This window comes from Streptomyces sp. NPDC001532 (assembly GCF_040298625.1).
In the GTDB taxonomy this organism is placed as follows: domain Bacteria; phylum Actinomycetota; class Actinomycetes; order Streptomycetales; family Streptomycetaceae; genus Streptomyces.
On sequence record NZ_JBEPAL010000014.1, the window covers coordinates 118,484 to 138,462 of the forward strand.

Annotated in this window: 17 protein-coding genes and 1 pseudogene; 11 read left to right on the forward strand and 7 right to left on the reverse strand. The window is 72.9% G+C overall.

The features are described 5' to 3' along the window. Window positions 1-36: 36 nt before the first annotated feature. Window positions 37-804 (reverse strand): type I methionyl aminopeptidase, encoded by a 768-nt coding sequence (map, locus tag ABT232_RS15935; protein ID WP_351840493.1) that lies wholly within the window; start codon window positions 802-804, stop codon window positions 37-39. 33 nt (window positions 805-837) lie between these two features. Here map and ABT232_RS15940 point away from each other — a divergent pair. The 9 genes and pseudogenes from ABT232_RS15940 to ABT232_RS15980 form a co-directional block, all read left to right on the forward strand. Then, window positions 838-1,086: pseudogene (locus tag ABT232_RS15940) on the forward strand (helix-turn-helix domain-containing protein); the annotation flags it as partial. Between the two features lie 282 nt (window positions 1,087-1,368). Beyond that, entirely contained in the window at window positions 1,369-2,889 is a 1,521-nt protein-coding gene (locus ABT232_RS15945) for a hypothetical protein (RefSeq protein WP_351840494.1), read from the forward strand. A gap of 158 nt (window positions 2,890-3,047) precedes the next feature. Then, on the forward strand, window positions 3,048-3,890 hold the full coding sequence (locus ABT232_RS15950) for a nitrilase-related carbon-nitrogen hydrolase (protein ID WP_351840495.1): 843 nt from the start codon (window positions 3,048-3,050) through the stop codon (window positions 3,888-3,890). Then, a complete protein-coding gene (locus ABT232_RS15955) occupies window positions 3,887-5,173 on the forward strand; it encodes an aspartate aminotransferase family protein (protein ID WP_351840496.1) in 1,287 nt (428 codons plus the stop codon). The genes ABT232_RS15950 and ABT232_RS15955 overlap by 4 nt, the downstream gene beginning before the upstream one ends. Before the next feature lie 27 nt (window positions 5,174-5,200). Next, window positions 5,201-6,754, forward strand: coding sequence for a PucR family transcriptional regulator (locus ABT232_RS15960; protein ID WP_351840497.1), 1,554 nt, complete (start codon window positions 5,201-5,203; stop codon window positions 6,752-6,754). Between the two features lie 164 nt (window positions 6,755-6,918). Next, the gene (locus tag ABT232_RS15965) at window positions 6,919-7,761 is read left to right on the forward strand and encodes a nitrilase-related carbon-nitrogen hydrolase (RefSeq protein ID WP_351840498.1); all 843 of its coding nucleotides are present in this window, start codon (window positions 6,919-6,921) and stop codon (window positions 7,759-7,761) included. A 28-nt stretch (window positions 7,762-7,789) separates the two neighbouring features. Next, window positions 7,790-9,190 carry a dihydropyrimidinase gene (hydA, locus tag ABT232_RS15970; protein ID WP_351840499.1) on the forward strand — a complete coding sequence of 467 codons (1,401 nt, stop codon included), beginning with the start codon at window positions 7,790-7,792 and terminating at the stop codon, window positions 9,188-9,190. An 11-nt stretch (window positions 9,191-9,201) separates the two neighbouring features. Beyond that, the gene (locus ABT232_RS15975) at window positions 9,202-10,224 is read left to right on the forward strand and encodes a TIGR03842 family LLM class F420-dependent oxidoreductase (RefSeq protein ID WP_351840500.1); all 1,023 of its coding nucleotides are present in this window, start codon (window positions 9,202-9,204) and stop codon (window positions 10,222-10,224) included. Between the two features lie 118 nt (window positions 10,225-10,342). Then, on the forward strand, window positions 10,343-11,890 hold the full coding sequence (locus tag ABT232_RS15980) for an NCS1 family nucleobase:cation symporter-1 (RefSeq protein WP_351840501.1): 1,548 nt from the start codon (window positions 10,343-10,345) through the stop codon (window positions 11,888-11,890). A 19-nt stretch (window positions 11,891-11,909) separates the two neighbouring features. Here the strand turns inward: ABT232_RS15980 and ABT232_RS15985 are convergent, their stop codons facing one another. From ABT232_RS15985 to ABT232_RS16005, 5 genes are all read right to left on the reverse strand, one after another. Further along, window positions 11,910-12,572 (reverse strand): hypothetical protein, encoded by a 663-nt coding sequence (locus ABT232_RS15985; protein ID WP_351840502.1) that lies wholly within the window; start codon window positions 12,570-12,572, stop codon window positions 11,910-11,912. Between the two features lie 203 nt (window positions 12,573-12,775). Further along, entirely contained in the window at window positions 12,776-13,672 is an 897-nt protein-coding gene (locus ABT232_RS15990) for an SDR family oxidoreductase (protein WP_351840503.1), read from the reverse strand. 175 nt (window positions 13,673-13,847) lie between these two features. After that, window positions 13,848-15,467: a phytoene desaturase family protein gene (locus tag ABT232_RS15995; protein ID WP_351840504.1), complete on the reverse strand. Its 1,620-nt coding sequence runs from the start codon at window positions 15,465-15,467 to the stop codon at window positions 13,848-13,850. Beyond that, a complete protein-coding gene (locus ABT232_RS16000; RefSeq protein WP_351840505.1) occupies window positions 15,460-15,951 on the reverse strand; it encodes an SRPBCC family protein in 492 nt (163 codons plus the stop codon). The genes ABT232_RS15995 and ABT232_RS16000 overlap by 8 nt, the downstream gene beginning before the upstream one ends. Window positions 15,952-16,025: 74 nt before the next feature. Then, window positions 16,026-16,685 (reverse strand): TetR/AcrR family transcriptional regulator, encoded by a 660-nt coding sequence (locus ABT232_RS16005; protein WP_351840506.1) that lies wholly within the window; start codon window positions 16,683-16,685, stop codon window positions 16,026-16,028. Between the two features lie 158 nt (window positions 16,686-16,843). On the opposite strand from ABT232_RS16005, the gene ABT232_RS16010 reads away from it, so the two are divergent. Together ABT232_RS16010 and ABT232_RS16015 are read left to right on the forward strand one after the other, a co-directional pair. Beyond that, complete coding sequence (locus ABT232_RS16010; protein WP_351840507.1) at window positions 16,844-18,313, forward strand: MDR family MFS transporter; 1,470 nt, start codon at window positions 16,844-16,846, stop codon at window positions 18,311-18,313. Between the two features lie 32 nt (window positions 18,314-18,345). Continuing rightward, the gene (locus ABT232_RS16015) at window positions 18,346-18,711 is read left to right on the forward strand and encodes a helix-turn-helix domain-containing protein (protein ID WP_351840508.1); all 366 of its coding nucleotides are present in this window, start codon (window positions 18,346-18,348) and stop codon (window positions 18,709-18,711) included. Between the two features lie 63 nt (window positions 18,712-18,774). On the opposite strand, the gene ABT232_RS16020 is transcribed toward ABT232_RS16015, so the two are convergent. Continuing rightward, window positions 18,775-19,968: a cytochrome P450 gene (locus ABT232_RS16020; protein ID WP_351840509.1), complete on the reverse strand. Its 1,194-nt coding sequence runs from the start codon at window positions 19,966-19,968 to the stop codon at window positions 18,775-18,777. Window positions 19,969-19,979: the final 11 nt, after the last annotated feature.

The following is a 19,979-nucleotide window of genomic DNA, read 5'->3' on the forward strand; positions in this document are numbered from 1 at the left end:
TGCTCGGAGCCCCGTTCCCGGCCGCAGCCGCGGCTCTCAGCGGGCCGTGAGGATCCGGGGGCCGGAGGCCGTGATGGCCACCGTGTGTTCGACATGGGCCGCGCGGGAGGCGTCGGTGGTGCGCAGGGTCCAGCCGTCGGAGTCCGCGTGGTACGTGTCGGTGCCGCCGGCGATGAGCATCGGCTCGATGGCGATGACCATGCCGTGCCGCAGCGGCATCCCGCGTCCAGGGCGGCCCTCGTTCGGCACCGACGGGTCCTCGTGCATCCGGCGGCCGATGCCGTGCCCGCCGAAGTCCTCCGGGATGCCGTAGCCGCCCGCCCGGCAGACCGTGCCGATCGCGTGCGCGATGTCGCCGACGCGGTTGCCGACGACGGCGGCCTCGACACCGGCCGCGAGGGCCCGCTCGGCGGTCTCGATCAGCCGGAGGTCGGCGGCGCGCGGCCGGCCCACGACGAAACTGATCGCCGAGTCGCCGACCCAGCCGTTCAGCTCGGCGCCGAAGTCGAGGGAGACGAGGTCGCCGTCGCGCAGCCGGTAGCGGGTCGGGATGCCGTGCACGATCGCGTCGTTCACCGAGGCGCACAGCACGGCCGGGAACGGGGTCGGGGCGAAGGAGGGCCGGTAGCCCAGGAACGGCGAGGTCGCACCGGCCTCGCGGAGGACGTCGTGGGCCAGCGCGTCCAGGTCGAGCAGGGAGACGCCGATGTCGGCGGCGTCCCGTGCGGCTGTCAGGGCACGGGCGACGACCTGGCCCGCTTCGTACATGGCGTCGATCGAGGTATCTGTCTTCAGTTCCACCATGCCAATTACTATACCGGTATTAGAATGGTCCTCATGGTGCGCACTCCACTGACCCCGGAAGAGCGGGAACGCGGCGAACGGCTCGGGCTGCTGCTGCGGGAAGCACGCGGCGGCCGCAGCATGGCCGACGTGGCGGCGAGCGCGGGCATCTCCGCGGAGACCCTGCGCAAGATCGAGACCGGACGGGCGCCGACCCCGGCGTTCTTCACGGTCGCGGCCCTGGCGCGGGCACTGGGCCTGTCGATGGACGAACTGGCCGTGGCCACGGCGGACGCGACCGCCATGGCCGGCGCCACGGCCGGCGCCACGGCCGGCGCCACGGCCGGCGCCACGGCCGGCGCCACGGCTGGTGCCACGGCCGGTGCCGCTTCCGGCATCGCGCTCGGTGCCGCTTCCGGCGTCGAGGTCGGCGCCGCGATCGGCTGAGGTGCCACGCCGCGCCCCGGTCCGCGCCCCTGTCCGCGCCCCTTCCCGCGCGCCTTCGAAAACTCCCCGTAGCGATCCCGTAACACGGCTCGTGTTGGCTACGGACCCGAGTACTCCGGTCTTGCGGGGGGTTGGGCGATGGCAGTGGATCAGCTCCCGGGACGCGTGCGGGAGTTCGCGGACTACCTGGACGGCCTGCTGGCGCGGCTGGACCCGGGCGGCGGGTGGTGCGCGGTGTTCTGGCAGCGCGACCCGGACGGCATGCGCGCCTGTCTGGACGGGCGCGAGGTGCCGCCCTGGGACGTGGTGGAGGCACTGCTCCAGGACCTCGCCGCGGATCACGGCCCCGAGGCCGCCGGTGCCGAGAAGGAGCGGGCCCGGTCGCTGCACACCGCCGCGCTCCACGCGTACGACGCCCGGCCCGGCGGCCGGGACGCCCTCGGCGACCGGCTCGACGTGATGCTCCGCGAGCAGAAGTACGCGGCGGAACGCCTCGCCGAGCTGGGCCGGCTGCTCGCCTCGGCCACCGTCCCGGAGGCCGCCGACGCCCTGCGCCTCGACCTCGCCTGGGCCCGCGACGACCACGCCCGCGCCACCGCCCGCTGCATCGAACTCCGCGCCCGGATGACCGCCCTGGACCACCGCGTCCCGACGGCCAGGAACCCCATGATCCCGCCGCTGCGGCAGGGGCCGGGCGGCGGGGCCGTGCTGCGGGTGCCCGACCGCGACCCGGTCCGCGACCCCGGCCCCACGTCACCCGCACCCGGCCCGACGTCACCCACGCCGAGCCCCCACGACCAAGCCCCAGCCCTCGGCCCGACCGGTCCCCGCCCCGCGCCCACACCCACTGCCACATCCGCACCCGCTCCCGCACTCACGCCCACCCCCGCGCCCGCCCCGGCCCCCGCCCCCGAACCCCGCAGGCGCCGCCGCGGCAGCGCCCGTTTCGCCGGGTTGGATGCCGACGCCGACACCGGTGCCCCCGTCGCCGTACCGCCCGCTCCCGCGCCTGTCGCGCCCGTCACGCCCGCGCCCGGTGCGACGGCCCGTACCCCGCGCGGAGCGCGTTTCGCCGGGGCCGCCGAGGAGACGCCGGTGCCCGCGGAACCCGCGGCCGGGCCGGCGGACGCGGCGGCGCGGCCGGAGGTCGGGGCCGTCGTCGAGGCGCTGGCGCGGCTGCGGGCCGAGGGGCGCAGCGGTGAGGCGCATGTGCTGCTGGTGGAGGCCGCGCACTGGCCCGCCGCCCGGTTCCCGCTGCTCGCCGCCGAGCTGGTGCGCGCCGGGCTCGGCGCCGACTGGGTCACACTGCTGTGGGAGACCGCCGCACTGTCCGCGGACCGGCTGGTCGCCGCCGCCGACGCGCTGGCCGCGGCCGGGCGGGGCGCGGACGGGGAGCGGATACTGCGCCAGGGGGTGATCCGCCCGGCTCCGGAGATCGGGCGGGCGGTGCTCGGCCTGGTCGGCGAGGGCCGCCGCCGCGAGGCGGACGCGCTGCTCGACGCGTACGTGCGGGTCCGCACCCCGGAGGAGGCCGCCCGCAGCGCCGGACCCGACCCGCAGACCCTCGTCCCGCTGCTGCTGGAGGCCGCGGGCCGGGTCTCCGCCGAGCGGCACTGGGACCTGGTGCACGCCCTGCGGGTCGCCGGGCTGACCGCCTGACCGGGCCCGTCGCTCACCCACAGGAGTGTGAAACGGCGCCGACTTGGCGGGTTGGCGACGATGGTCTTGGCAAGGCCTTCCCCGAGGCATACGTTCAACCCTCTACGGCCTGTTTCTACGGGCGTAGAGGCTCTGACGTCACGTCGAAGGAGCAGCTCATGGCCAACGTCGTACGTGCCGCTCTGGTCCAGGCGACCTGGACCGGCGACACCGAGTCCATGGTGGCGAAACACGAGGAGCACGCCCGTGAGGCGGCCCGGCGGGGCGCCCGGGTCATCGGGTTCCAGGAGGTCTTCAACGCTCCTTACTTCTGCCAGGTCCAGGATCCGGAGCACTACCGCTGGGCCGAGCCGGTGCCCGACGGACCGACCGTGCGCCGGATGCGGGACCTCGCGCGCGAGACCGGCATGGTGATCGTGGTCCCGGTCTTCGAGGTCGAGCAGTCGGGCTTCTACTACAACACCGCGGCCGTGATCGACGCGGACGGCTCCTACCTCGGCAAGTACCGCAAGCACCACATCCCGCAGGTCAAGGGCTTCTGGGAGAAGTTCTACTTCAAGCCCGGCAACCTCGGCTGGCCCGTCTTCGACACCGCCGTCGGCAAGGTCGGCGTGTACATCTGCTACGACCGGCACTTCCCGGAGGGCTGGCGGCAACTTGGCCTCAACGGCGCGCAGTTGGTTTACAACCCGTCGGCGACCCACCGCGGTCTCTCCTCGTACCTGTGGCGCCTGGAGCAGCCGGCGGCGGCCGTCGCCAACGAGTACTTCGTCGCCGCGATCAACCGCGTGGGCGTCGAGGAGTACGGGGACAACGACTTCTACGGGACCTCGTACTTCGTGGACCCGCGCGGGCAGTTCGTGGGGGAGACGGCCAGCGACCGCACGGAGGAACTGGTCGTCCGCGACCTCGACTTCGACCTGATCGAAGAGGTGCGGCAGCTGTGGGCGTTCTACCGCGACCGCCGCCCCGACGCGTACGAAGGGCTGGTGCAGCCGTGATCAACGACCTGTGGGGGCGGCACCGCGCGGTGCTGCCCGACTGGCTCGCCCTCTACTACGACAGCCCGCTGGAGATCACCCATGGCGAGGGACGGCACGTCTGGGACGCCGCCGGCAACGAGTACCTCGACTTCTTCGGCGGCATCCTCACCACGATGACCGCGCACGCCCTGCCCGAGGTGACCAAGGCGGTCAGCGAGCAGGCCGGGCGGATCATCCACTCCTCGACGCTCTACCTCAACCGCCCGATGGTCGAACTCGCCGAGCGCATCGCCCAGGTGAGCGGCATCCCGGACGCGCGCGTCTTCTTCACCACCTCCGGCACCGAGGCCAACGACACGGCGCTGCTGCTCGCCACCACCTACCGGCGCAGCAACACCGTCCTCGCCATGCGCAACAGCTACCACGGCCGTTCCTTCTCCGCCGTCGGCGTCACCGGCAACCGCGGCTGGTCCCCGACCTCGCTGTCCCCGCTCCAGACGCTGTACGTGCACGGCGGCGTCCGCACCCGCGGGCCGTACGCCGCGCTCGACGACCGCGCGTTCGTCGAGGCCTGCGTCGAGGACCTGAAGGACCTGCTCGGCCACACCCGCCCGCCCGCCGCGCTGATCGCCGAACCCATCCAGGGCGTCGGCGGCTTCACCTCCCCGCCGGACGGCCTGTACGCCGCCTTCCGTGAGGTGCTGCGCGAGCGCGGCACGCTGTGGATCGCCGACGAGGTGCAGACCGGCTGGGGCCGCACCGGCGAGCACTTCTGGGGCTGGCAGGCGCACGGCCGCAGCGGCCCGCCGGACATCGTGACCTTCGCCAAGGGCATCGGCAACGGCATGTCCATCGGCGGTGTCATCGCCCCCGCCGAGATCATGAACTGCCTGGACGCCAACAGCATCTCCACGTTCGGCGGCACCCAGATCACCATGGCCGCGGGCCTCGCCAACCTCACCTATCTGCTGGAGCACGACCTCCAGGGCAACGCCCGGCGGGTCGGCGGACTGCTCATCGAGCGGCTGCGGGCGGTCGCCGCGCAGATCCCGGCGGTACGGGAGGTCCGCGGCCGCGGGCTGATGATCGGCATCGAGCTGGTGAAGCCCGGCACCGACGAGGCCGCGCCGGAGCTGGCCGCCGCCGTGCTGGAGGAGGCCCGCGAGCAGGGGCTGCTGATCGGCAAGGGCGGCGGCCACAACACCAGCGCCCTGCGGGTCGCTCCGCCGCTGTCCCTGACCGTCGCGGAGGCCGAGGAGGGCGCCGCGATCCTCGAACGGGCTCTGCGGAGCATCGCCTAGTCAGCCGGCAACCAGGGGGACACCGCCATGACGACCATCCCGGAGCCCTCGGCCGCCCTGTCGGTCCGCCAGGTGCTCACCCTGGAGCGGGTGCTCGCCGGTGAACCCGAGGTGGTCGCGGGCGCCGACCGGCTGGACCGGCCGGTGCGCTGGGTGCACGTCGCCGAGGCCGCCGACGTCGGGGTGATGCTCAGCGGCGGCGAGATGGTGCTGACCACCGGGGTGCTGCTCGTCGGCGACGAGGAGAAGCAGGCCGAGTACATCCGCTCCCTGCACCGCGCGGAGGCCGCGGCCGTCGTCCTCGGACTCGGCCGGGCCTTTCCCGCCCCGCCGGAGGTGATGCGCCGGGTCGCCGAGCGGTGCGGGCTGCCGCTGGTCGTCCTGCACCGGCCCTTCCCGTTCGCGCAGCTGACCGAGGAGGTGCAGTCCCGGCTGGTGCGCCGCAAGTTCGCCGCCGTCAGCCTCTCCGAGGCGGTGCGCACCGCGCTCACCGCCCTGATCACCGCGGGTGCCCCGCTGCAACGGCTGCTCGACGAGGTCTCCCGGCACAGCGGCTGCCCCGTCGTCGTCACCAACCTCGCCCACCGCGTGCTGGCCACGGCCGGCGAGCGGCCCGCGGTGGACGACGTGCTGCGCGACTGGGAGCGCATCTCCCGGCAGGCGGGCGGCCGGGAGGGCGACGGCTGGATCCGCGCGGAGCTGGGCGGACGGGGGGAGCGGTGGGGGTGGATCGTGCTGTGCGGCCACCGCGGCGACACCGCCGCCGGCCGGCTCCTCGCGGACCGCGCGGCCGAGGCCCTGGTGCTGCACCGGATGCTCGGCGGCGCCGCGCACAGCTGGGAGGAGCAGTCGGCGCAGAGCCTCGTCACCGACCTGGTCGGCGGGGTCGTACCGGCGCGGCGGCTGCTGCCGCGGGCGCGGGCCGCCGGACTGCCGGTCAACCGGCGCACCTTCGTCCCGCTGGTGGTGCGCGACGGCGATCCGGCCCGGCTGGACCGCACGCTCCGGCTGCTGGGGCTGCCGGGGCTGGTCGCCGAGCTGGGCGACGGGACGACCGCCGTGCTGCTCAGCCTCGCCCGCGACCAGGACGCCGCCGCGCTGGCCGGGCACTTCGCCGCCCGGCTGCGGCAGGACGGCCGTCCCGCCGTGGTGGCCGCCGCCGACGCGCGCACCGACTGGGACGAGGTGCCCGCCGGGCTGCGCGAGGCCCGGCATGTCGCGGACGCCGTGGCGGACTCCCCGACCGCGCTGGACCTGCCGGCGGTGGTCCGGCTGCGCGATGTGCACCTGCGAGGCCTGATCCGGCTGCTGCGCGACGATCCGCAGGTGCAGCTCTTCGCCGAGCGGGAGCTGGACGGGCTGCTCGGGCGCGGCGACGAGGAGCTGCTGCCGGTGCTGCGGACCTATCTCGCCACCGGCCGCAACAAGTCCCGTACCGCGCAGCTCCACCATGTCTCCCGGCCCGCGCTCTACCGGCGCCTGGAGGCCATACAGGCCCGGCTCGGTGTCGACCTCGACGACTTCGAACAGGCCGCCTCGGTGCACATCGCGCTCCTCGCGCATGACGCGCAACAGCGGTGAAACACGCGACTACCTGGGAAAACGGCGGTGAAACATGGGCTGTTGGGAGCGTGACACAGTGGCACGCCGCCCACGCTCGGACGTGACACGGTGCCACTCAGCGCGGGCGCCCGGGCTTTCTAGGCTCACGGCACACCGAGCTACCGGAGCGACCGGAGGTCCCGATGAGCCGAGTGATCCGCGCCGCCGTCTTCCAGACCGCATGGACCGGCGACAAGGAGTCGATGATCCAGGTGCACGAGCAGGCGGCCCGCGACGCGGCCGCGCAGGGCGCCCAAGTGCTCTGCTTCCAGGAACTGTTCTACGGACCCTACTTCTGCCAGGTCCAGGACCCGGCCTTCTACGCGTACGCGGAGCGCATTCCGGACGGTCCGATCGTGCGGCGCTTCCAGGCGCTCGCCCGCGAGCTGGGCATCGTCCTGGTGCTGCCGATGTACGAGGAGGAGCAGCCCGGAGTCCTCTACAACACCGCCGCCGTGATCGACGCGGACGGCTCGTACCTCGGCAAGTACCGCAAGACCCACATCCCGCAGGTGAGGGGCTTCTGGGAGAAGTTCTACTTCCGTCCCGGCAACTCCGGCTGGCCGGTCTTCGACACCGCCGTCGGCAAGGTCGGCGTGTACATCTGCTACGACCGCCACTTCCCGGAGGGCTGGCGGGCGCTGGGCCTCGCGGGCGCTGAGCTCGTCTTCAACCCGTCGGCCACCTCGCGCGGCCTGTCCGGCTACCTCTGGCAGCTGGAGCAGCCGGCGGCGGCCGTCGCCAACGAGTATTTCGTCGGCGCGATCAACCGGGTGGGCGTCGAGGAGTACGGGGACAACGACTTCTACGGGACGTCCTACTTCGTCGACCCCGAGGCGCAGTTCGTCGGCGAGGTGGCGAGCGACAAGGAGACCGAACTGGTCGTCAGGGACCTGGACCTGGCCAAGCTGCGCGAGGTGCGGGACCGCTGGCAGTTCTACCGCGACCGCGCTCCGGGGGCCTACACCCCGCTGACGGCGCCCTGACAGCACTCATCACGGCAGGAGAGGGAGCATGAGCCGTACGGTCATCCGCGGTGGTCTCGTCATCACCGCCTCCGACGAGATCCACGCCGACGTCCTGATCGAGGACGGCCGCATCGCCGCCCTCGCCGCCTCCGGCACCGCCGCCGCCGAGGCCTGGACGGCCGGGAGCGTCGTCGACGCGACCGGGAAGTACGTCATCCCGGGCGGCGTCGACGCCCACACCCATATGGAGCTGCCGTTCGGCGGCACCTTCGCCTCCGACACCTTCGAGACCGGCACCCGCGCCGCCGCCTGGGGCGGCACCACGACGATCGTCGACTTCGCGGTGCAGAGCGTCGGCCACACCCTGCGCGAGGGCCTGGACGCCTGGCACGCCAAGGCGGAGGGGAACTGCGCGATCGACTACGCCTTCCACATGATCGTCTCCGACGTCAACGACGAGACGCTGAAGGAGATGGACCTCCTGGTCGAGGAGGGCGTGACGTCGTTCAAGCAGTTCATGGCGTATCCGGGGGTCTTCTACTCCGACGACGGCCAGATCCTGCGGGCCATGCAGCGCTCCGCCGAGAACGGCGGCCTGATCATGATGCACGCCGAGAACGGCATCGCGATCGACGTCCTCGTCGAGCAGGCCCTGGCCCGCGGCGAGACCGACCCCCGCTACCACGGCGAGGTCCGCAGGGCACTGCTGGAGGCCGAGGCCACCCACCGCGCCATCCGGCTGGCCCAGGTCGCCGGAGCGCCCCTGTACGTGGTGCACGTGTCGGCGATGGAGGCGGTCGCCGAGCTGGCGCGGGCGCGCGACGAGGGGCTGAACGTCTTCGGCGAGACCTGCCCGCAGTACCTCTTCCTGTCCACCGACAACCTCGCCGAACCGGACTTCGAGGGCGCCAAGTACGTCTGCTCGACGCCGCTGCGCCCGAGGGAGCACCAGGCCAAGCTGTGGCAGGGGCTGCGCACCAACGACCTCCAGGTGGTGTCCACCGATCACTGTCCGTTCTGCTTCGCCGGGCAGAAGGAGCTGGGCCGGGGCGACTTCTCCAAGATCCCCAACGGGCTGCCGGGCGTGGAGAACCGGATGGACCTGCTGCACCAGGCCGTCGTCGACGGGCACATCTCGCGCCGCCGCTGGATCGAGATCGCCTGTGCCACTCCGGCCCGGATGTTCGGCCTGTACCCGAAGAAGGGCACCATCGCCCCGGGTGCCGACGCCGATGTGGTGATCTACGACCCGCACACCGAGCAGGTGCTGTCGGCCGACACCCACCACATGAACGTCGACTACTCGGCGTACGAGGGCAAGCGGGTCACCGGCCGGGTCGAGACCGTGTTCTCGCGCGGCGTCCCCGTCATCACCGAGCGGGACTACACCGGGCACGCCGGGCACGGCGTCTACGCCCCCCGCTCCACCTGTCAGTACCTGAACTAGGAGTGGTGCTCATGGACTTCGGACTCGTCCTGCAGACCGACCCGCCGGCCTCCCGGGTCGTCAGCCTGATGAAGCGCGCCGAGCGCAACGGCTTCACGCACGGCTGGACGTTCGACTCCGCCGTGCTCTGGCAGGAGCCGTTCGTCATCTACAGCCAGATCCTGGCGAACACGCAGAAGCTGAGGGTCGGCCCGATGGTGACCAATCCGGGCACCCGCACCTGGGAGGTCACCGCCTCCACCTTCGCCACCCTCAACGACATGTTCGGCAACCGCACGGTGTGCGGTATCGGCCGCGGCGACTCGGCGATGCGGGTGGCCGGCCGCAAACCCAACACGCTGGCCCGGATCAGCGAGGCCATGAAGGTCATCCGGGCGCTGGGCAGCGGCGGGCAGGCCGACCTCGGGGGCGGGACGGTCGTGAGCTTCCCGTGGATCAAGCCGGGCGCAAAACTCCCGGTGTGGATGGCCGCGTACGGCCCGAAGGCGCTGAAGATGACCGGCGAGGAGGCCGACGGCTTCATCCTCCAGCTCGCCGACCTCTATCTCACCGAGTACATGGTCAAGGCGGTCAAGGACGCCGCCGTCGCCGCCGGCCGTGACCCGTCGGAGGTGACGATCTGTGTCGCCGCCCCGGCGTACGTCACCGAGGACGACTCGCCCGAGGCGCTGGCTCATGCCCGCGAGCAGTGCCGCTGGTTCGGCGGGATGGTCGGCAACCATGTCGCCGACCTGGTCTCCCGGTACGGCGAGCACTCCTCGATGGTCCCCGACGAGCTCACCGAGTACATCAAGTCCCGCCAGGGCTACGACTACGCCCACCACGGGCGCAGCGGGAATCCGGACACGCAGTTCGTGCCCGACGAGATCGTGGACCGGTTCTGCCTGATCGGGACGCCCGCGATGCACATCGAGAAGCTGAACCGGCTGCGCGAGCTGGGCGTCGACCAGTTCGCCGTGTACGACATGCACGACGCGCAGGAAGCGGTGATCGACGCGTACGGCGCCCGGATCATCCCCGCGGTCAACGCCTGACCGTCCGACGGCACGTCCTTCCAGGATCCGACCCCCCACACCTCGTCCCCCCTCCCCGCCGTCCCGGGGAGGGGCCCCGCACGGCCTCTCCCGTCCCCTCATGTCGATTGGCCTGCTCATGACAGAAACTGTTCCCACGGGGTCGCCCGCCGCCCGGTCCGCCGACGACGGCGGCCGGATAGAACTGGCCCCCGAGGCCTTCCCCGCCGACAGCCCGTTCGCCAACGAGGACCTGCGTCCCGTCCCGGTCTCCGAACGCCGCTGGACCACCTACAACTTCGCGGCGCTGTGGATCTCCATGGCCCACTGCATCCCCAGCTGGACCCTCGCCTCCGGCCTGGTCGCCCTCGGCATGGACTGGAAGCAGGCGGTGTTCACCATCGCCCTCGCCAACGTCATCGTGCTGCTGCCGATGCTCGCCACCGGCCACGCCGGACCCAAGTACGGCATCCCCTTCCCGGTGCTCGCCCGCGCCTCCTTCGGGCTGCGCGGCGCCAACGTCCCGGCGCTCATCCGCGCCGCCGTCGCCTGCGGCTGGTTCGGCATCCAGACCTGGATCGGCGGCAGCGGCATCTTCGCCCTGGGCTCCCGGCTCACCGGCGGCTCATGGGAGGAGGCCGGTCGGATCGCCGGCAACCCCTGGCCGCTGTGGCTGTGCTTCCTGCTCTTCTGGGCCCTCCAGATCGCCATCATCCTGCGCGGCATGGACTTCCTGCGGCACTTCGAGAACTGGGCCGCGCCCTTCGTGATCGTCGGCGCGCTGGTGCTGCTGGTCTGGATCGCCGTACGGGCCGACGGCTTCGGCGCGCTGCTCGACCAGCCCTCCCGGCTCGGCTGGGGCGCCGACTTCTGGCCGGTCTTCTTCCCGTCCCTGATGGGCATGATCGGCTTCTGGGCGACGCTGTCGCTCAACATCCCCGACTTCACCCGCTTCGGTGCCAGCCAGAAGGCACAGACCTGGGGGCAGGCGCTCGGACTGCCGACGACCATGACGCTGTTCGCGATCCTCGCCGTGCTGGTCACCTCCGGCTCCCAGGTGGTCTACGGCGAGGCGATCTGGGACCCGGTCACCCTGGCCGCCAAGGCGGACAACGTCTTCGGGCTGCTGTTCGCGCTGATCACCGTGCTGGTCGCCACCGTCTCCGTGAACATCGCGGCCAACGTGGTCTCCCCGGCGTACGACCTCGCCAACCTGGCGCCGAAGCTCATCGGCTTCCGCACCGGCGCGCTGATCACCGGTGTCGTCGGCATCCTCATCTTCCCGTGGAAGCTGATCTCGACGCCCGAGTTCTACATCTTCACCTGGCTCGGCGTGGTCGGCGGGCTGCTCGGCACGGTCGCCGGCATCCTCATCGCCGACTACTGGATCGTCCGCCGGACCGTGCTGCACCTCGCGGACCTCTACACACCGGGCGGACGCTACTGGTACACCGCCGGCTGGAACTGGCGCGCGCTGGCGGCCTTCGGGGTGGGCGGCGTACTGGCGGTCGGCGGGTCGTACTCGACGGTGGGCGCCGACGGCAGCACCTCGGGCCCGTTCCCGGCGGACGGCCTGATCCCGTTCCTCAAGCCGCTCGCCGACTACGGCTGGGCGGTCGGTCTCGGGGCCTCGCTGCTGCTGTACGTGGCGCTGATGCTGCCGTACCGCGAGCGGGCCGTGCGCTGACCCGGACGCCGGAGGACGGTCAGCCCCGGCCGTCCTCCAGCGCCGCCACCGCGTCCTTGGCGGCCTTGATGGCGCCCTTGTTGATCTCGTCGGTGCTCGGCGCCTCCTTGCTCTCGAAGTCCGAGCCGTTGTACGTGACCACGATCAGCGCGTTGGAGGCCCGCACCAGCACCACGCCCTCGCGGGTCTCCTGCTTGTCCTCGGTGGTGAGGTTGACGACGGAGTACGCGGCGTCGCCGAGGCCGGGCACCTGCCCGCCGCCGCTCTTCTCCTCGACCCGCCCCTCGTACTGCTCCGCCGCCTCCTCGTCCGAGTCGCTGATCTCGAAGGAGACGTCGAGCCACCGGTAGTCGTAGCCCTTCAGGGCGTTCCAGGAGCAGGTGCGGCGCACCGAGGTGTCGGTGGACGGGATCTCCTTGCCGGCCGTCTTCGCGCCCGGCACCAGCGAGGTGATCGTCTTGCCGGCCAGGCTGTCGCACGGCGCGGGGGCCGCGGTGTACGTCTTGGGCACCGCCGTCGTCGACGGCGCGGACGCGGACTTGGACCCGGTCTCCTTCGGCGCGTCACCCTGGGCGGCGGAGGTCGACTGGGGGCCGGACGTGAGAGCCCAGCCCGCGCAGGCGAGCACCGCGACCGGGGTCAGACGGGCCGTGAGGGCGAGCGGCAGGGGAAGAGAACGCAAGGCGCACTTCTCGTGGGGGTCGGTGCGGAGGGAGTCCGCACTGCGGACGGGACGCCAGTGTCACACGACTCACTGTGGGGCGGAAGTGCCAACTCGCTCCGTGCTCACGCGGTAACTGTGCCTCACCGGCGGCGCGTTGAATGCCCGTTATGTCCGTCCGTGGCAACCGGTGCCCACGGCTGCCGGCCGCTGCCGACCGCTCGTCAGACGGCGTGGCGGCCGCCGCCCGCGTGGGCCGAGGCCTCGTCCGCCCGCCCTCCGGCGCCCAGCAGACCGGTGTCGTGGAAGGGCGACTCGGCCTCCACCGCGGGCAGCCGCCGCCGGGCCACCCGCAGCACCACCGGCGGCAGCGCGGCCCGCGACACCTGGGCCAGACGCAGCCAGGCCGGCGCGTACACGGCGGTACGGCGCTCCTCCACCGCCCGCGCCAGCCGCGCGGCGACCTGCTCCACCGGATACACCCGCCGCGCCGGCCGCGGCATGGCGGCACGCAGCTCGCGCAGCACCGTGTAGTGGTCGGCGTCCCGGATCATGTCGGTGTCGGTCCAGTTCAGATAGGCGATGCCCACCGCCACCCCGTGGTGGGCCTCCTCGGCCCGCAGCGCGTGCGCGAACGCCTCCACCCCCGCCTTGGAGGCGCAGTAGGCGCTCATCATCGGCGCGGAACCGAGCGACGCCAGCGAGGCGACCTGGAGGTAGTAGCCCGCCGTCTCCCTCAGGTCCGGCAGGAAGACCCGGGCCGTGCGGGCGCTCCCGGTGAGGTTGACGTCGATCACCCGCGACCAGCGGTCCGGGTCGGAGCCGCCGAACGGGCCGCCCTCGGCGACGCCCGCGTTCGCCACCACGACCGACACGGGACCGAGCCGGGCGCGGACCTCCCGCGCGGCCCGGCGCAGTCCCTCGTCGTCCGTGACGTCGACCTCGTGGACCAGCGACGGCGTGGGCAGGGTGCGCGCCACCTCCGCGAGCCCGGCGGGCTCGTGGCCGAGCAGCGCCAGCCGGGCGCCGCGGCCGGCCAGGTCCCGCGCCAGGGCCGCGCCCACGCCTCGGGCGGCTCCGGTCACCACGACCGTGCGGTTCACGAGCGGGCCATCCGTCATGGTGCCGTTCCCTCGTCCAGGGGTCCCGGCGTCCGCCGGGCTTCACTGGTGTCTTCCGGTGCGGACCCGGTCCCGGATGCGGTTCCCGACGCCGCTCCCGCACACCGGGCCCACTCCCGGGCCCACGCCCGCGCGGGCGGCCGGTCTCAGACCGGCGGCCGGCCGCCCGGGCCGGTCATCGCTCCCTGCCGGTGCGGTCGCGCCGGGCCAGCACACGCTGCAACCGGACCCGGCCGGGCGGCAGCAGCCGCCGCAGCGCGGCACGGGCGGCGTTGGCGCCGGGAGCGCCGTGCACCCCGCCGCCCGGATGGGCGCTCGCGGACGCCAGATAGAGCCCGGCGACCGGTGTCTCCGGCCGCCCGCTGCCGGGCACCGGCCGGAAGAAGAGCTGCTGGTGCAGGGAGGTGGTGCCGCCGTTGATGGCGCCCTGGTGCAGATTGGCGTCGAGCGACTGGAGCGTCGGCGGCGCGAGGACGCGGCGGGCGCGGATCACCGAGCGGAAGCCCGGCGCGAATCGTTCGACCTGACGTTCGACACGGTCGGCCATGATCTCCTGCTCCTTGGCGTCCCAGACGCCCGTCAGGCCCTCGTCCCCGGCGTCGGAGCCGACCTCCAGCGGCACATGCGTGTACGCCCACGCGGACTCGGTGCCCGCCGGCGAACGGGTCGCGTCGGAGGTCGTCATCTGCCCGAACAGCGCGAAGGGGCGGTCGGGAACCTGGCGCATGGCGATCTGGGCGGCGAACCGGGTGAGCTCGTCGACGCCGTCCGCCAGATGCACGGTCCCGGCGCCCGCGGCCTGCTCGGCCCGCCAGGGCACCGGACCGTCCAGCGCCCAGTCCACCTTGAACGTGGCGAAGTCCCACTGGAAACGCCGCAGGTCCTCCAGCAGCTGGGCGGGCAGATGCTCGGGGCGGACCAGACCGCCGTAGAGCGCGGGCACCGACACGTCCGCGAGGACCGCGCGGCGCGCCGCGACCGCCGCGCCGCCCGCCGTGCGCACCCCGACGGCCCGGCCGCCGCGCACCACGATCTCCTCGACCCGCTCCGAGCAGCGCAGGACGCCCCCGAGGGCCTGCATGCGGCGGGTCAGCGCCGCGGTGAGCGCGCCGGAGCCGCCCTCCGGCACCGGAAAGCCGTACGTCTGCCCGAGCATCGACATCAGCCAGCCGAAGCCGCCGCTGCCCGCCGCCTCCGGGGCCAGATCGGCGTGCAGCGCGTTCCCGGCCAGCAGCAGCCGGCCGCCCTCGCCGCGGAACTCCTCCTCGCCCAGGCGCCGCACCGGCAGCACCAGACTGCGGGCCAGGCGCAGCCCGCCCGTGCCGCGCAGCCGCACAGCGAGGCGGGCGGCGGCCCGCACCGGCGGGAACGGCGTGAACAGGGCCTCCAGCAGGTCGGGGCGGACGCGCTGCCACACGTCCTCCAGGCGGCGCCAGGCGTCGCCGTCGCCGGACGCGAAGGCCTCCAGGGAGTCCGCTGTGACATCGAGGCGGCGGTCGAGGACCGCGCAGCGGCCGTCGCTCAGCGGATGCGCCAGCACATGCGGGGCGTGGCTCCACCGCAGACCGTGCTCGTGCAGCCGCAGCCCGGTGACGATCGGGGAGGCCGCGGCGAGCGGATAGAAGGAGCTGAACAGATCACTGACGAACGCGGGATCGACGCCCTGGTCGTGCCGCACGGCACCGCCGGCCTCCGGCTGCTCCTCCAGGACGGTCACGCTCCAGCCCGCGTCGAGCAGCAGGTTCGCCGCGACCAGTCCGTTCGGCCCGGCCCCCACCACCACGGCGTCAGGCATACCCGCCTCCCGGCGCGCCCGCCGCCGTCGGCGGTCCGGCGGCGCTCCGGCGCGCCTCGGCCTCGCAGACCCGGGCCAGCCGGGGGAGCATGGCGCGGTGGCGCAGCTGGATGACGGCCTCGGTGGCCATGTTGTGCAGGCGCCCGCCCGTGCCCTGCAAGGGGTGCTCGTCCACCAGGACCAGGCAGTGCTCGCCCCAGGGGCGCACTTCGATGGCGATCCGCGCGGTGCCCAGCCAGCCGGCCTTCGCCTCCAGCTCGAGCACGGTGCCCTCGACGCAGCGCCGCACGACCGTCTCGTTCTCCAGCGCCACCGGGCCGAGCCGCACCTCGTAGCCGATCGCCGAGCCCTCCTCGGGCCACCGCCCCCGCACGGGGTGCGAGCTCTCGGTGCCCACCACCCAGTCCCCGTACCGGGTGCCGTCGGCGAGGACGCCCCAGACGACGCGCGGATCGGTCTTGATCAGACAGTGACGTACGGCCATACCCGGCTCCCGCTGCTCGGCGACAACGTCCGTCACGCCGGAGTGCCCTGTTCCGCCGCGGTCAAACGGTGTGCTCAGTCCGTGCCGTAGGCGCGCAGGAAGGTGTCGACGGCGGCCTCGGCCAGGGTGCGCATCTCGGCCGTGGTCACCTTGCGGGTGCCCAGGCGGGTGCGGGTCTCCAGCGGGCCGGTGATCAGGGCGAGCAGCTGCTCGGCTGCGAGGGCGGGGTCGCAGGGGCGCAGGTGTCCGGAGACGGTCAGCCGGGACAGCCGGTCCGCCATCGCCTCGGCGATGCGCAGCGAGGTGCAGCCCTGGACGACCTCGATCAGGTCCGGGAAGCGCGCGACCTGCGCGTAGGTGAGCCAGCGCAGCGAGCGCGACCGGCGGTCGCAACAGGAGCGCACCAGCTGGTAGGCGACCTCGTCCATGGTGGCGCGCAGATCGTCACGGGGGGAGCGCATGCGGTCGAGCGTGGTGATGTTGGCTTCCATCACCGCCTGCGCGGCGGCCGTCAGGGTCGCCCGGAACAGGCCTTCCTTGTCCGTGAAGTGGTTGTAGACCGTCGGCTTGGCGACCCCCGCCCGCTCGGCGATCTCCTGCACCGGCGCGTTGGCGTAACCGTGCTCGGCGAAGACGTCGAAGGCCGCGTCGAGGATCGCCTGCCGCTTGTCGATGCGGCCGCGCGGGGCCGTCCGGTCTCTCGTCGTCGCTGTCGTCGCCGCTGCTGATGCCATGAGCCCAGGGTAGACCGCCGCCCGCTCGAACTGTACCGACGGTTTCAGTCTTGTGAACCGGACTGTTTCTTTCCTCGCGAGGTTGCTAAATTGAACCCGCAGGTTCATTTTTGAACCCGCTGGTTCAGTCGGTACGACTCCGTCGGGAGACCAAGAAGATGACCACCCCCACACATGACAAGCTCGACCCGGCCTTACGGCGGATGATCGGCGTCATCCTCATCGGCGGCATCATGGGCATCCTCGACGGATCCATGACCGCCGTGGCCGTCGACACCCTGTCCGAACGCTTCGACGCCTCACTGACCACCACCGGCTGGGTGTCCACCGGCTACCTGCTGGCCCTGACGGTCACCATCCCGGTCACCGCCTGGGCCGTCGAGCGGGTCGGCGGCAGACGGCTGTGGCTGTTCGGGCTCGTCCTGTTCATGGTCGGATCGATCGCCTCAGGGCTCGCCTGGGACATCGGCAGCCTCATCGCCTTCCGTGTCGTCCAGGGCGTCGGCGCCGGCATCCTCGACCCCCTGATGCTCACCCTGCTCGCCCGCGCGGCCGGCCCGGCACACATCGGCCGCGTCATGGGCGTGATGGGCATCGTCGGCTCGACCGGGCCCGTCCTCGGGCCCATCGTCGGCGGCATCATCCTGCAAGGCCTCGACTGGCGCTGGATGTTCTTCGTCAACGTGCCCATCGTCGTCGTCGCCTTCGTCCTGGCCCGCCGCACCCTGCCGACCGACCCGCCCGAGGCCCGCGCGGCCGCCGGCCGGCTCGACATCCTCGGCGTCGCCCTGATCGGCCCCGGCGTCGCGTCCGGCGTGCTCGCCCTGTCGGAGATCGCCCAGCGCGGCTCGTTCACCACCTGGCAGGTGCTGCTCCCGCTGGCGCTCGCCGTCGTCCTGCTCGCCTGGTACGCCGCCCACGCGCTGCGCACCCGCGAAACGCCGCCGCTGATCGACCTGCGCCTGTTCACCCGGCGCAGCTTCACCGCGAGCGTCGTCGCGGCGGCCGTGCTCGGGCTCGCCACCTTCGCGTCCATCTTCGTCATCCCGCTCTACTACCAGCAGGTGCGCGGTCACGGCGTCTTCGAGTCCGGGCTGCGCCTGGCCCCCTTCGGCGTGGGATCGGCGCTGGTGATGCCCCTGGCCGGGCGGCTGTCCGACCGGTGGGGCTCGCGCAACCTCGCCCTGACCGGCGCGGCGATCGCCCTGCTCAGCTCGCTGTCGTTCAGCCGGTTCGACGCGCAGACCGACCAGGTGTGGCCGCTGCTGGCCGCGTTCACCCTCGGCATCGGCACCGGCTCGGCGGGCGCGCCCGTGATCGGCTCGGTCTACCGCACCCTGCCTCCGCAGCTCGTGCCGCAGGGCAGCTCCGTGCTCTACATGCTCAACCAGCTGGGCGCGTCGATCGGCATCGCCGTCGTGGCCCTGCTGATGCAGAACGCGGGCGCCGACGACCCGCAGGCCGGCTTCAGCGACGCGTACCTCGCCGTGGTCGTGGCGCTGCTGGTGATGATCGTCGCCAGTCTCTTCATCCCGGGCCGCGCACCCGCCGCCCCCGAGCAGCCGGCCGAACAGCCCGGCGCCCAGCCGCCCGCCCCGCGCGTCGGCCAGGAAGAGAACGTCAAGTAACCCGGCACGACCGACACGTCACGGAAGAGGTGATGGCTCTGTCCGCGCAATGGATCGACATCCTGCAGGCCCCCGAGCGGGACCGGCTCACCGTGGCCGAGGTCTGTCGCCGCCACGGCATCTCCCGCAAGACGTTCTACGTGTACCTCGCCCGCTACCGCAGCGAGGGGCCCGCCGGGCTGGCGCCGCGCTCCCGCCGGCCCAAGAACTCCCCGGCCCGCACCGCCGGTGAGATCGAGGCGCTCGTCGTGCAGATCCGCGACGCCCAACCGCGCTGGGGAGCCCGGCGCATCCACAACGAACTCGTGCGCCGCGGCGTCTGTGACGTCCCGGCCGTGTCGACCGTGCACGCGATCCTGCGGCGGCGCGGACGACTGCCCGCCCCGCTGACGGGCTGACAGACCGGCGGTGGGCGGGGTCACCATCCCCCGGCCTCGCCCACCGCCCACTCCCCGCTCCGCCTACCAGGTCACCGGCAGCCGCTCCACCCCGTAGACCAGCGCGTCGTCCCGGTACTCCACGGCGTCGAACTCCACCGCCAGGCGCAGCCCCGGCAGCCGGCGCAGCAGCGCCGGCAGCGCGATCTGGAGCTCCAGGCGCGCCAGCTGCTGGCCGATGCACTGATGAGCGCCGTAACCGAAGGCCAGATGAGCCACCGGCCGGCGCCGCACATCGAGCCGGCCGGGATCGCCGGACACCAGCCCCGGACCGTGGTGCGCGGCGAGCGTGGACAGCAGGACCCGCTCTCCGGCCTTCACCGGCTGTCCGCCCAGCTCCAGGTCGGTGCCGGCCTGGCGGACCAGAGGCGGCGCCACCGACAGCAGCCGCAGCAGCTCCTCGACGGCACCGACCGCCACACTCTCGTCGTCCCGGACGATCGCCAGCTGCGCGGGGTCACGCAGCAGCGCCAGCGTGCTCAGCCCGATCATGCTCGACACGGTCTCGTGGCCCGCGACCAGGATGCTGTTGCCCATACCGATCAGCTCGTCGTCGCTGAGCTCGTCACCGTGCCTGCGGATCAGGTCGCCGAGGATGTCGTCACCGGGGTCGGCCCGCTGCCGCCGGATCAGATCGCCCATGTAGGCGGCCATGGCGGCGAAGTTCTCCAGCTGCGTCTCCAGCGAGTTCGACACATCGGTGCCGATGGCGCTGCGCCGCTGCACGCCGTCGCGGTCCTCGGCGGGCACGCCGAGCAGCTCGCAGATGACCAGCAGCGGCACCGGCCCCGCGAAGGTCTCGATCAGGTCCGCACCGGGGCCGGCCTGCTCCAGGGCGTCCAGTCGCTCGTCGACGACGCGCCGGATCGCGGGCGCCAGCGAGCGCACCCGCTTCACGGTGAACGCGCCGGACAGCATGCGCCGGTAGTGGGTGTGTTCCTCGCCGTCGTAGTTGAGCAGGATCCCGGGCTGGTTCATCACCGTGCGCGGGCCCGTGCGGTCGAAGGCGAAGCCCGCCTCGTAGCGCGGGTCGGCGAGCACCTGGCGCACCTCGTCGAACCGCGTCACCAGTACGGCCTCGAACGGGCCGAGCTGCGGATTGAACGCGGGCACCCGCGGCAGTTCCGCGTCGTCGCGGAGCTGTTCGAGCCCGGCGTCGGGCCGGAACGGGCAGCGGGCGGGGCGCTGATTGTGCGGCATGGGCACGGAGGCGGTCATGACTCTCCTCT